Here is a 14,119-nt window from a genome sequence, read left to right on the forward strand (position 1 = left end):
GTTAATGGGTTCACTGTGATTGGTGTTGTGATTGTCTTACTTCCTGGTTGTCCTTCTTGTTTCACTCGCTCTTCACCAGGTTGTAACTTCGGATTAAATTCACGTTTTGTCTCGAACGGTATCTCTACTGTTTTTGTTTCTGTTTTATTAACTAGATTAGGCGTTAGTTTAAATGTTGAGTTATTTAAATCTGTTCTCATCCAACCATTTGCATATACACCTTGAGATGTTCCCTGTCTTTGACTAGAAGTAATTAAAAAGTTATATGCTTCAGATTTATCCAATCCCAAATCTGATATATTAGCTTCCCAAATTTTACCAGCATATTCGGCTCTCATTATCCCCGATTTTTCATTGTACGCTAATTTTAAATTATTAAGTAATTGACCATGGAATTTTCCATCTGTTGTATCAATAGAATTATCTGCATATTGGAATGAATTATCCGCTTTACCTCTTGTTGGTATGTTTGTTCCAACCTTTGCTGTAGTTCCATCAGCACCTGTTTTTACAAACGTACCATACCCTTTAAATCCTTGTCCTGCCTGTTTCTCTTCTTTATCCATGGGATCTTTAAAATTATACCCTGTATCAATTTTAAATCCTGCTGAATTTTCCATTCCTTTGGGACCTAATATACCTCCCTTTTGTAAATATTCGTTACCGTCACCTTTACTAAATAAGAACCCCCATCCATCAGCGCCAGTTGTTACCGATTGATGATTATTAGCTACTCTAATGTTAAACTCAAAGTCATTTTTAAAAGAAACTTTATTCTTTAATTGTAATGCTCCTGTCAATTCGTTTTTTCCAATACTTTTATTATTGAAACGAGTGACTTCAGATACCTTTAGATCCTCTGGATTGCTTTGTATATCAACACTTCCGTAACCTTCAAAATGTTCTTTACCTTGAATTGTAATTGGGGTAGATTCAACTACATTTTTAGAATCTCTTGTAATATCAAAAGAGCCTTCATCAACAGAACGAGCTTTTCTAACCTTAGGTGTCTCTGCGTTATGAGTGACTGACGATTTCGGCTGAACTTCAGCAACATCAGCTACTTCTTTTGGTGTATCCTCCTTTTTTGATATATCTTCAGCTTTTACTGATGGTTCATGTTCGATTGTGTCTTTGTTTGAAATTACTTCAGATTTAGCTTCTACACCCTGTGGTGCAGTGTCTTTGTTTGTTACTTCTTCAATCTTCACTTCTTTTGATTGGACATTATCTTTTAATGTAGTTGGATTCTCAATATTGTTTTCAGCTGCTTCTGCCTCTTGTTGAGTTCCCAAATACATTAGTGAGCCAATTAAAATAGATGCTGTTCCAACTGTAAATTTTCTTATTGAATATTTATTCAATTTATTTGATAGAAAATCTACTCTTTTATTTACCGGTCCTTTCTTATCTCTCATTTGCATACTCCTTTTTCCATATTTTCCACTTTACTTACAGTGAATTTACATGTAATTTTACAAATACAATAGGAGTTGCACAATGGAATATAACACTTATCTTTATAAAATTATTTTATATATATTGAAACACTTAAAACAATCTACAAATAAAATTATTATTTTTAGTTTTCAATGAATAATTCATTCTTATCTGTTGGAAAAACCCATCAACTCAATAGCATTGAATTTCTAAAATAAAAAATACCTTAACGCATTTAAAAATACATTTAACTGCACCAAGATATTAAAATCTCGAAACATACTTTATGTTTCATTAATATTTATTTCACTCAAAAGATTTTTAATATAATTGTGTTGTTTTACAGAAACAACAATGATTACATTTCTACTATCATGTGGGTCTCTACATTTATTCAAGTAACCCTTTTTTGATAATTCTTTTACGCTTTTAACAATTCTAGATTGGTCTATACCGATATAACTTATAATGTCTCTCATAAAATATTTACCTTCATCATTTTTAAATACATCTAAATATGCTAATACTAAATAATTATCTAATGTAAGACAAAAATATTTTTTTAAATATTTACGCAGCTCATATGTAGTTAATACTCTTTTCATTAATTTAATATTGCTCTTGCTTTTCAAATCATTCATCAAGTCTTCATCCCTTACTTTTAATTGTCACGTCAAATAATATTTGTCTTTAACTAGTAATAACTCCAAATATATTTAGTTTGTGGTGCTAGCTATAAACACAAATGAATCATAACACTATATTTTGATTTTGTTCAATTGTTTTTATTTTTGGATAATAAATGAATTTGTCATTTGTTATTCCGTGATTTTTAGTTATTTATATTTTATATATATTATATATAAAAATATTTAGGTTAACATGTCTTCAAAAGAGATTGCTTTTATATTACTTTAAATAATATAAAGTATTGGGACATCAGAAAATAGTAGGAGAATGTAAGGTGGACTATCAAACTTTCGAAAAGGTCAATAAATTCATAAATGTAGAAGCGTACATATTTTTTCTCACTCAAGAGTTAAAGCAACAATATAAATTATCATTAAAAGAATTGTTGATATTAGCATATTTTTATTACAAAAATGAACACAGTATTTCACTAAAAGAAATCATTGGTGACATACTTTACAAACAATCTGATGTTGTAAAGAACATTAAGTCACTATCTAAAAAAGGATTTATAAATAAGTCTAGAAACGAAGCAGATGAACGCCGTATTTTTGTTTCAGTTACTCCAATACAACGTAAAAAGATTGCTTGTGTTATTAATGAGTTAGATAAAATAATTAAAGGATTTAATAAGGAAAGAGACTACATAAAATATCAATGGGCTCCAAAATATAGCAAAGAATTTTTTATACTTTTTATGAACATTATGTACTCAAAAGATTTTTTAAAATATCGATTTAATTTAACATTTCTTGATTTATCTATCTTATATGTAATATCATCTCGAAAAAATGAGATACTAAATTTAAAAGATTTGTTTGAAAGTATTAGATTTATGTATCCTCAAATTGTTAGGTCAGTTAATAGATTAAATAATAAAGGTATGCTAATCAAAGAACGATCCCTTGCAGATGAAAGGATTGTGTTAATCAAAATAAATAAAATACAATATAACACTATTAAAAGCATATTCACAGATACTTCCAAGATTCTCAAACCAAGAAAATTTTTCTTTTAAATTTAAACAGATTTACCTCTTGATAAAATAAATAAGCAATCATAATACTTCTCAATTTAGTATAAATAAAAATACATAATTAACTTTCTTTTGTTTTTATATTATTTCAATACCCTACTATATATCACAACACATAAATTAAGCATGACACTCATTCAATTTAGTTCACAATTTCGTGTTCCAATTTTATTGAGTATCATGCTTTTTAATGTTATAACCCTAATTCTTTAATAAATCGTGTTAATTCTTCTCGCATACTGTCATCTTTCAATGCATATTCTATCGTTGTTTTAACGAAGCCTAATTTTTCTCCAACGTCATAACGTTCGCCTTCGAAGTCATATGCATACACTTGGTTATCATTATTCATACGTTCAATCGCATCTGTTAACTGAATTTCGTTACCTGCGCCTTCTTTTTGCGTTTTTAAATAATCGAAAATTTCAGGCGTTAATACATAACGTCCCATAATAGCTAGGTTTGATGGTGCCGTACCTTGTGCTGGCTTTTCAACAAACTTTTTCACTTCATACTGACGTCCGTTTTTAGTTAATGGGTCAATAATCCCATAACGATGAGTATCTGCTTCCGGAACTTCTTGGACACCTATAACTGAGTGCCCTGTTTCTTCATAAACGTCAATCAACTGTTTCACTGCTGGCACTTCAGATTCAACAATATCGTCACCTAATAATACCGCAAATGGTTCATTGCCGATAAATTGACGCGCAGAACTAATCGCATGCCCTAAACCTTTTTGTTCTTTCTGCCTTACATAAAAAATATTCGCAAGTTCTGTTGAATACTGAACTTTTTCTAGTAACTCAGATTTACCTTTTTCTTTTAACACCATTTCTAATTCTTTTTGACTATCAAAATGATCTTCAATCGCGCGTTTGTGGCGACCTGTCACTATAATAATATCTTCAATTCCAGCTCTTGCAGCTTCTTCAACGATATATTGTATTGTGGGTTTATCTAAGATAGGAAGCATTTCCTTTGGCATCGCTTTAGTTGCTGGTAAAAATCTAGTCCCTAAACCAGCAGCGGGAATGATTGCCTTTTTTATTTTTTTCAAAGTTAATGTGCTCCTTTTCCTAAGTATTAAATCTATGTATCAACGTCATTTTAACACTAATTAGAACGCCTTCATAGTGTCATTAAGTATGTAATTATTTCTTGGGAAATTTGATTTAATTTTAAAAAACAGGCTTACTTCATATAATTTATGAAATAAACCTGTCAATTTTAGATTGATTATGCTTTGTGATTCTTTTTATTTCTGCGTAATAATGCAAATCCTAAAATACTAAACAATCCTCCGAACAGTATACCTTTGTTTGTTGATTCTTCTCCACCTGTTTCAGGTAGTTCAGATTTCTTAGATTGTGCTTTTTTAGTTGGTGCCACTGCTTTAACCTTTTCATTGATTTCAATAACAGGTGTTACTACTTTACCTTGTTCCACTGGTTTAGAAGGCTTTTTAGGTTCTTCTTTTGCGGGTGGTACTGGTTTACCAGGTTCAGCTGGTACCTCTGGTGTTGGCGGTGTTGGTGTTTCTGGCTCACTCGGCACTTCTGGTGTCGGTGGTGTTGGTGTTTCCGGCTCACTTGGTACTTCCGGAGTCGGTGGTGTTGGTGTTTCCGGCTCACTTGGTACTTCTGGTGTCGGTGGTGTTGGCGGCGTTGTATCTTCTTCAATCGTTTGCTGACCTTCATTTTGACCGCTTACTTTTGGAAGTGTATCTTCTTCAAAATCAACACTGTTGTGTCCACCGAATTGATAATTTGGTTTATCTTTGTTTGTATCTTCTTCAATAATTTCAGTGTGCTTATTGAATCCATGAATTTGTGGCACACTGTCGAAGTCGATATCAATGATATTACCACCTTGTTCATACTTAGGTTTGTCTTTCTCTGTATCTTCTTCGAATGACTGGTTACCATTATTTTGACCTTGGATTTGAGGTACACTGTCGAAATCGATATCTACGATATTGCCACCTTGTTCATATTTAGGTTTGTCTTCTTCTGTGTCTTCCTCGAATGACTGGTTACCGCTATTTTGGCCACCTTCATAACCTAATTCACTCTTAATATCAACATGACTATTTTCTTCGATTTCTTCAATCACGCCATAATTACCGTGACCATTTTCAGTTCCTAAACCAGAATGAGAAATATGATGATTGTTTTCAGTGATTTCCTCGATTGGACCTTGAGCTTGACCATGTTCTTCTGGTAGTTCATCCACTAGTTCAATCAGATTACTTTCAGTCGTATATTCTTTCGTATCTTCAATTGTTGTATGATCGCTCACTGCGCCAGTTACAATACCTTTTGTAGACTCTTCGTCAAATTCAACTAAGTTAGACTCAGTAGTAACCTGACCACCACCTGGATTTGTATCCTCTTCATATTCAACAACATCAGCGTGATGTTTTGAATTTTCATGTGTCGATTCTTCAAAGTCAATTGGATTTGATTCCTCAGAGGACTCAGTGTATCCTCCAACGTGACCCGCTTCACTATCCACAGCAGTATGGTAATCGATATCAATAGCTGATGAATCCGTTTCTTCTATTGTTTCAATATACCCATCAACATAACCACCCTCACCATCTATAGCTGTGTGGTAATCAATGTCAAGCGGTGTATTGTCTTGATTTTCTTCTGTTTCAATAATTTGCTTGGCATCGTACTGCCCGCTCATAGTTCCTTTTGCAGTATCTTCTTTATATTCAAAATCATTATTTTGAATAATTTGTCCATTTTTACCATTGCCGTCAGCTTTATTGCTATATAAAACTAAACCATTATCCCAAGTTAAACGATATCCCCCATAAACATAGTAAGATTTATATGCTCGTTCTGGATACCCATATAATTCAGTTCTAAAATTAACCTGATCTGACCCTTGCAAATATTCACCTGTATAATGAATGACATACGTTTTATCCAACTTATCTAAATTCAATGAGTAACTACCATTGTCTTGCACACTCAATTTTCCATTCATTTCCTTTGTTACATCTTTGAATTTGTTAGTATCTGATGTATTTGCATAAACACTTTGTGGCAATTCATCTTTTTTCCCTAGATATTCATATACTTTAACAGTAGGTTGTCCACCAGCTAAATTACTACCTTCAGTCAACGTCCCTGTTACTGATACAGTGTTTGACTGGTTTCCATTCATTGGCTTAATATAAGCTATATGTGTAAATTTATTAGATTCTTTATTAAATGTTTCAATTGATCCATTTACATTTGTATAACTATTGCTAACACCTGGATTATAAACAACTGGTATTGTTTTTTCTGTTTCTTCACCATTTAATTTAGAAGTAATCTTTTGTTCTCCATTGCTTTGTACAGTTTTAGGGTCAATAAATAAGTTGATTTCTAAATTAGCTGTTACCTCTACCTTGTGTTCAATTTCGTTAGTAAATGTATATCTTATGTTACCATTCCCTAAGATCTCACCTGTAGCCATTACAACTGAGCCATTTTTAATCTCTGGTACCTTTCTAGCTGTTGAAACCCCATAAGTATTTACATTATTTGATAATGTAAAATCAAAATAATCTCCTCTTTTTAATCCATCTGCGAATTTCAATTTGTATTTCAATACGACACGTTGACCAGCATGTGGCTCTACTTTATTTCCTTGAGGTGCCTCAATAGAACCACTTTCTACTGTAACTTTACTTGTCACATCTGTACCCGTTTCCACTTTCTCGTCACTAGCTTCCTTAGCTTCAACTACGTCTGCTGATCTTGTCACACGTGGTTTACTTTCTGATGCCGTTCTTGGCTGTGCCACTTCAACTTGTGTTTCTGCGACTTGATTTTGTGTGGCCTTTTTAGGTGTTAAATCTACTTGTCTTTGATCTCCGCTATTGTCTTGAGATTGTGTTGTTTCCTTAACTTGAGGTTTCGCTTCTTCCTTAACTACCTCTTCTTTAACTGTTTCTAAATTTGCTGGTTGTGCAGTTTGTGGTGCTTGTACTGCTTTTGGTGCTTCTTCAGTTGTTACTTGTGTTGCGTTTGACGGTTGTTCTGTTGCTGTTGCGCTGTATGATTGTGTTTCATCTATAGTATTAACGTTAGTTGTAGTTGTTTGTGTTTCGTTTACTTTATTTTCAGTAGCTGAATTCCCATTTTCTTCTACTGTAGTTGTCTTTTGTTCTGATGCTGCAGCTTCTTTATCTTGTCCCATCCCAACAACGATCATTGTTCCTAAGAATACTGATGCTGCTCCCAATTTATGTTTTCTAATGCCGTACCTAAGATTGTTTTTCACTATAATATCTCCCTTTAAATGCAAAATTCATTAATTTTTTTAAACTTAATAAATGCAAGTCTATATTGTTCGGTTTTTAAAAGCAATACAAAAAAGCGAGTTAATGAAAAGTTAAGATTGTCATTAATTTTATGTTAATTGATAATTTTATTATTTGAAATATACCTATAAATTGTATTCAAGTCATAATAAACCCTTGTCACACAAGGCTTGTATTTTTTATACTTATTTTTCAAATTAAATTCATCATTATCTAATTTAAAACAATATACTAAGCGTTTCATAATTATCGCCTGTACAATACGCACAAAAACATGTCTTGAAACGCCTTTCATTACACTAAAATCCCCAATATACTTTTTATATCGTTCGGATTCTGACTATTTCAGACGATTTTCTGCATAAAAATAAACGTGTTTCAAGGCAATATATTGCAATTACCTTAAAACACGTTTACTTAATATTTAGTTAAACAAATAAGCTGATGAATAGAATGAAGATGATACCTGAAACGGAAATAATCGTTTCTAATAATGACCATGTTAAGAATGTTTCTTTTACAGTTAAACCAAAATATTCTTTAAACATCCAAAATCCTGCGTCATTTACATGAGACAAAATCACACTACCTGCACCTATCGCAAGTACAACTAATGCAACATTTACATCTGATGATTGTAATAATGGTAAGACAATACCTGTAGTTGAAATCGCAGCTACTGTAGCCGAACCTAATGCGATACGTAGCACAGCTGCAACAATCCATGCTAGTAAAATTGGAGACATCTCTGTACCTTCAAACATTTTAGCAATTGTATTTCCGACACCACCGTCAATTAATACTTGTTTAAATGTACCGCCACCGCCAATAATCAATAACATCATTCCGATTGGATAAATCGCATTCGTCACTGATTCCATAATATGATTCATCTTACGTTTTCTCATTAATCCCATCGTAACGATTGCAAATAATACTGCTATTAGCATGGCTGTCCCTGCTGTTCCTATCATATAAATGATAGATTCAAATAGATTTGTAGGTTTGTCGTGCCCAGTTACAAGTTGCGTTATCGTAGACACTAACATTAATATGACTGGTAATGTTGCAGTTAATAAACTCATACCAAATCCTGGCATCTCTTGATCCGTAAATTCTTTTTGTGCACCTAACGCTGAAATATCGCCTTCTCGTGTATACGCAGACGGAATCATTTTTTGTGCAACTTTGTTAAATATAGGTCCTGCAATGAGTGTAACTGGAATGGCAATAATCATACCGTACAGTAATACATCTCCAACATTTGCCTTTAATTCTTTTGCGATGACTACCGGTCCTGGATGTGGTGGTAAAAAGCCATGTGTCACAGATAAAGCTGTTACCATAGGTAGTCCTAGTTTTAACACTGAAACATTTGCGCGTTTTGCTACTGTAAATACTAATGGAATCAGTAAGACTAAACCTACTTCAAAGAACAATGCAATACCGACGATAAATGCTGCAACAAGCATTGCCCATTGTACATGTTTTTGACCAAATTTTTGAATCAACGTGTCTGCAATTCGAGTTGCACCACCACCATCAGCAAGTAATTTCCCAAGTATGGCACCTAAACCGAATATTAGTGCAATGTGGCCGAGCGTACTGCCCATCCCTTTCTCAATCGTCTCCATAATTTTAGTCAATGGTATACCTAGCATTAACGCTGTAATCATCGATGTGATAATTAATGAAATAAATGTATTTAATTTAAACCCAATAATTAATACTAATAAAATAACGATACCTAAAACAACACTGATTAACGGCCATATTTCGTTAAACATGACATTCCCCTCTTTCTCTTTTCAATAGAATGTAACACCGTCGTCGCGCACGTATTCCACATAATATATAGTAGTCATGGCACAACAACTTTATCTAAGATGCTTAAGTGACGTATTTATTGTGTTTTATTTTCAGCCATATGTTGGCGTTGAAAATCTGCAATTTGTTCATAATTCTCTGTTAAAGAACGACTTAAATTGATAAAAATGGATACGAGCTCTTGGTAAACAGCGACATTTTCTTCAAACGGCATATGATTATTTGTAGCACCGACCATCGATGAAACGATTGAAAAATCTTCAATGTCACCTACAGCTTTAAGTCCAAGCACGCAGGCACCTAAGCATGAACTTTCATAGCTTTCAGGAACCACTAACTCTGTGTCAAATATATCTGACATCATTTGACGCCATACTTCACTTTTCGCAAAACCACCTGTTGCTTTTATCATCTTAGGCGTTTCATTCATTACTTCAATGAGTGCAAGGTAGACGGTATACAAATTGTAAAGAACACCTTCTAATGCAGCGCGAATCATATGTTCTTTTTTATGAGATAAAGTTAAACCGAAGAATGAACCTCTTGCATTTGCGTTCCAAAGCGGTGCACGTTCTCCAGCTAAATAGGGATGGAATATTAAACCATCTGCACCTGGTTTAACACGCTTTGCAATTTGAGTTAAGACATCATAAGGATCAACACCGAGACGTTTCGCAGTTTCGACTTCACTCGCTAGCAACTCGTCGCGCAACCATCTCAATACGACACCACCATTATTTACAGGACCTCCGATGACGTAGTGGTCCTCTGTTAAGACATAACAAAATATTCTACCTTTGTAATCAGTACGCGGTTTATCTATCACAGTACGAATCGCCCCAGATGTACCGATTGTGACAGCAACTTCTCCTTTACCAACGCTATTGACACCCAAATTAGAAAGGACCCCATCACTCGCACCAATAACAAACGGTGTATCTTCATTAAGCCCCATTAATGTTGCATAACGTTCTTTCATGCCTTTCATTACGTACGTTGTTGGCACTAATTCCGGCAACATTTCCTTGGAAATACCAAGCAATTCTAATGCCCCAACATCCCAATCTAATGTTTCTAAATTAAACATCCCTGTTGCGGAAGCCATTGAATAATCAATGATATATGTATCAAATAAATGATAGAAAATGTATGTTTTAATATCTGCAAACTTAGCAGTACGTTGAAATACATCTTGCCATTCATGTTTCATCCAAAAAATTTTCACTAAAGGCGACATAGGATGAATAGGCGTACCTGTTCGCTGATAAATCGCATTGCCATCATGCACTTCATTTATTACTGTTGCATATTTTGCAGCGCGGTTATCTGCCCAAGTAATATTATTTGTTAATCTTTGATGTTTCTGATCCATCGCAATCAAGCTATGCATTTGCGCACTAAATGACACAAATTTAATATCATCTTTATTAACTTTGGATTCTCTCATAACATATTTAATAGTCATTAATACCGCATCAAATAATTCATCTGGGTTTTCTTCTGAGACATCAACGTTTGGTGTGTGTAAATCATAGCCGATTTGATGTTTCATGATGAATGTTCCATTGTCATCATATAAGACTGACTTGGTACTCGTCGTTCCAATGTCGACACCAATCATATATTTCATGACAAATCCTTCTTTCTTTCATTTTAATTCAACCAAAATCCTTCAATATCTTTACCAACATCGTCGAAATTTAAGTGAAACGCTTCTTTCAAAATTTGACTGTCGTATTGTTCCACTGCATCAATAAACACTTGATGATTATGATGTATGCGTTCAAAATCTTGCGGGTTCTGTTGCATACGTTGTCGCATGGATGTTAAAACGAGTGCCATCATTACTGGTTTTAAATGACTCCAAAATGAGTTTAAATATTGATGATTAGATGCTTTGATTAATGTTTCATGAAATTCAAAGTCATGCTTCGTAAATGATTCTGCATCCTCAAATTTTACTGCCACTTTCATCATTTCAAGTTGTTTCTTCATTTCTTTTACGATAGGTAGTCGCTCTTGATTTTTAACTCTTGAAAATGCAAAAGACTCTAGCATCAGTCGCAAATCGTACATTTCTTTCTTTTCTTGTTCCCCAAACGGCAACACATGTGCACCCATTCTTTCTAATTGGATGAGTTGATTTTGTTGCAATAATTTAAATGCATCTCGAATTGGCGAACGACTCACATTAAATTGCTTTGCCATTTGATTTTCAGTGAGTAACGTACCTTCAGCTATGTGACCATTCACAATACCTAAGCGTAATTCTGCCGCGATACCTTCTCCAGTTGTCATACCTTCCAACCATTTCTCTGGATATCCATACATCATCAAAGCCACTCCTTCATTACACGACATACTTGTATACAAGTATGTTAATATAGTTCTTAATCGTTTGCAAGCGCTTTCTTTACGCGTACTAAAATAGCGACCACCCCTTTTCGATGTAAGTTTAAAGGGAATGGTCACTATCACACGAATAATTTAATTGTTATGTTGTATGCGGGATATTTCTAATTGTTCTGTACTCATATGCGCTTTAGGTACTTCAATGCAATAATGCGTTTCATGACAGTTCGGACATTCGAATCGACGTGTTGTCGCTGTATGTTTCGCTTTGATAACTGCCCACAAAGATGGTGAGAATATATGCTGGCAGTTAGGACATAAATAGGCAACCTTTTGTTGGTAATAAAAAGTAACACCAATGCCGTATCCAATCATAAACGGCAACGCAATTAGAAACGGCCATTTATTTTTCATCAAAATTGCACTTATAATGCTAGAATATTGAATTATTCCTATAATACCCGCACTAATCCAAATGTTACGACGAATACTTTTCATTTCAGCTGATTTACTCATGACATGCTCTATGTCTTTTAAATGTGTGATTGGAGACGTCGACGCTTTATTTACGTAATATTGAACATTTTTAATTTTGTTTAATACCGCTTGTTGCTGTTTGACTTGTTGATTAATTTCTTGTTGTTTCATAGTTAGTAAAGTATTGAGTGTCTTCAAAGTACCTTCACCTTTTAGCAACATATCTATATCGCTTAACGCACAACCTAAATCTTTAAGCAATAAGATTAACTCTAATGTTTGTCGCTGTTGTTCTGTATACACACGACGCTTTCCTTCTGTAAATCCTTGTGGTTTCAAAATACCTTTGCGATCATAATATTGAATCGTTCGCGTTGTCACATTGCATAATTTCGCGAGTTCTCCAGTCGAATAGTTAGACATAGATTCCACCTCCTACAATCACCATAGTTGATGACCCGACGTCACGAGCAAGTACTTTTTCTACATTTTAAAGAAATTTATTATACTAGGCGTCTTATTTTTGTGATTTCGTACCATGTTGATTTACAAAATCACTCAAATTAAGCAACACTACTACTAAACGTCTACTCTGTTATTTCAGAATGAATTTGTTGTAATTTATCTTCAACTTCAGTAATCTCTGTCGCACATTCTTTCAGTAAATCTCGATACTTTTCCGTCTCTGCATTGTTTTTATAACGTATTTTATGTTCTAAACTTGCCCACATATCCATACCTATCGTTCTAATTTGAATTTCAACAGGCAATACCTCAACGCGTTCTGCTAAAAAGACTGGAATGGATACAACGATATGTAAACTGCGGTAACCATTTTCTTTAGGGTGCTGAATATAATCTTTACGTTTTATCAATTGTACGTCTTCTTGTTTAAGCAACATCTCTTCAATCAAATAAATATCATCTAAGTAATTACATACTACGCGAATTCCGGCAATATCCAGTATATGTTCTTTGGCAGTTTCTGCGCTAATCTGTAATCCTTTACGATTAAGCTTTTCTATTAAACTGCGCATTTCTTTCACACGTCGCTCCATATGATGTATAGGGTTGTGTTTATAAATGTGATTGAAATTATCGTCTAAAATACTCAGTTTAGTGCTTATTTCCTTTAGTGCTGACGAATAAATATGATCTAACTCTACGAAACCTAATAACGTATCAAATGCTTCATCACCATTTTCAAATTTACTTAAACTATTTTTAAAATCATGTCGCAAATCCTCTAAATATAGTGATGGTTTTCGATCTACATACATTTTTATACTAACCTCCGATATATAATCATCTTTATTGTACCTAACATTTTATTAAGATAATACTAATACACTATCGAACTTTGGGCTGATACTGAAACAGCACAAAGAAACTCAAACAATTCGAATTATGTATCAAAACCTTCAATTATAGGAAGTAATTTTAAAATGATTTAACGCAAAAAACACCTGTTACCGTTATATAGGTACAAGTGTTTAATTGATAGAGATGTTATACGTCTTTAAATGATTCCACAACTTTTGGATGTGGACCATCCATAAGCGGTTCTCTTTGTCGAACGCCACCACTTTGGTTGCCAATTGATTCGCTATCAAAGTACGATTTATCTTGATTTGATTGTTCTTGAATATGTTCTTCATTATCAGTTGTTGCATATTCACTATCCACCTCTGTTTTTTCCATTGTTGCTGTATGGAATTGTACGAAGTTCTCTTCTTCTAATGCTTTGATTTCTTCTTTCGATAACGCTCGATACCAATCTTTCGCTTTTTTCGCCGCAATAGGAACAACATCTTTTTCAAGATATCCTTCTTTTAACATTGCATTCGCAATTTCTATCGCTTTTTGCCGTTTAATTACTTCAAAATCTTTCCATTTTTCGGGGTAACCTTTCATTGTAAAGGGCATTTCCTTAACCTCCAATATGTTATAATTCATGTTATATACCACCA

11 protein-coding genes and 1 pseudogene are annotated in these 14,119 nt (G+C 33.7%); 1 reads left to right on the top strand and 11 read right to left on the bottom strand.

Features of this window, described 5'->3' with window-relative positions; translation table 11 throughout:
- Together IDG65_RS05365 and sarT are read right to left on the bottom strand one after the other, a co-directional pair.
- Positions 1–1,418, bottom strand: a 1,418-nt coding sequence (locus tag IDG65_RS05365) for a YSIRK-type signal peptide-containing protein (protein ID WP_041498128.1), incomplete at its 3' end; no start/stop codon positions are given.
- Between the two features lie 306 nt (positions 1,419–1,724).
- The gene (gene sarT / locus IDG65_RS05370; protein WP_000998872.1) at positions 1,725–2,081 is read right to left on the bottom strand and encodes an HTH-type transcriptional regulator SarT; all 357 of its coding nucleotides are present in this window, start codon (positions 2,079–2,081) and stop codon (positions 1,725–1,727) included.
- A gap of 323 nt (positions 2,082–2,404) precedes the next feature.
- On the opposite strand from sarT, the gene sarU reads away from it, so the two are divergent.
- A complete protein-coding gene (gene sarU, locus IDG65_RS05375) occupies positions 2,405–3,148 on the top strand; it encodes an HTH-type transcriptional regulator SarU (protein ID WP_000386367.1) in 744 nt (247 codons plus the stop codon).
- 211 nt (positions 3,149–3,359) lie between these two features.
- Here the strand turns inward: sarU and galU are convergent, their stop codons facing one another.
- The 9 genes and pseudogenes from galU to IDG65_RS05420 all read right to left on the bottom strand — a co-directional run bounded on the left by galU (position 3,360) and on the right by IDG65_RS05420 (position 14,075).
- Positions 3,360–4,226 (bottom strand): UTP--glucose-1-phosphate uridylyltransferase GalU, encoded by an 867-nt coding sequence (galU, locus tag IDG65_RS05380; protein ID WP_000721337.1) that lies wholly within the window; start codon positions 4,224–4,226, stop codon positions 3,360–3,362.
- 179 nt (positions 4,227–4,405) lie between these two features.
- Complete coding sequence (gene fnbA, locus IDG65_RS05385) at positions 4,406–7,453, bottom strand: fibronectin-binding protein FnbA (protein WP_052997684.1); 3,048 nt, start codon at positions 7,451–7,453, stop codon at positions 4,406–4,408.
- Positions 7,437–7,539: pseudogene (locus IDG65_RS05390) on the bottom strand (hypothetical protein). The gene fnbA and the pseudogene IDG65_RS05390 overlap by 17 nt, the downstream one beginning before the upstream one ends.
- Positions 7,540–7,921: 382 nt before the next feature.
- A complete protein-coding gene (locus IDG65_RS05395) occupies positions 7,922–9,280 on the bottom strand; it encodes a gluconate:H+ symporter (RefSeq protein ID WP_000481425.1) in 1,359 nt (452 codons plus the stop codon).
- Between the two features lie 116 nt (positions 9,281–9,396).
- Positions 9,397–10,950, bottom strand: a complete 1,554-nt coding sequence (gene gntK, locus IDG65_RS05400) for a gluconokinase (RefSeq protein WP_000876635.1) — start codon at positions 10,948–10,950, stop codon at positions 9,397–9,399.
- 23 nt (positions 10,951–10,973) lie between these two features.
- Positions 10,974–11,654 (bottom strand): GntR family transcriptional regulator, encoded by a 681-nt coding sequence (locus tag IDG65_RS05405; RefSeq protein WP_000990133.1) that lies wholly within the window; start codon positions 11,652–11,654, stop codon positions 10,974–10,976.
- Positions 11,655–11,807: 153 nt separating this feature from the next.
- Positions 11,808–12,572, bottom strand: a complete 765-nt coding sequence (locus IDG65_RS05410; RefSeq protein WP_000074017.1) for a MerR family transcriptional regulator — start codon at positions 12,570–12,572, stop codon at positions 11,808–11,810.
- A 164-nt stretch (positions 12,573–12,736) separates the two neighbouring features.
- A complete protein-coding gene (locus IDG65_RS05415) occupies positions 12,737–13,429 on the bottom strand; it encodes a GTP pyrophosphokinase (protein WP_000289136.1) in 693 nt (230 codons plus the stop codon).
- 229 nt (positions 13,430–13,658) lie between these two features.
- Positions 13,659–14,075 (bottom strand): DUF2188 domain-containing protein, encoded by a 417-nt coding sequence (locus IDG65_RS05420; RefSeq protein ID WP_001117047.1) that lies wholly within the window; start codon positions 14,073–14,075, stop codon positions 13,659–13,661.
- Between the last annotated feature and the right edge of the window lie 44 nt (positions 14,076–14,119).

The organism is Staphylococcus sp. EG-SA-17, from assembly GCF_017151845.1.
GTDB classification, from domain to species: Bacteria; Bacillota; Bacilli; order Staphylococcales; family Staphylococcaceae; genus Staphylococcus; species Staphylococcus aureus.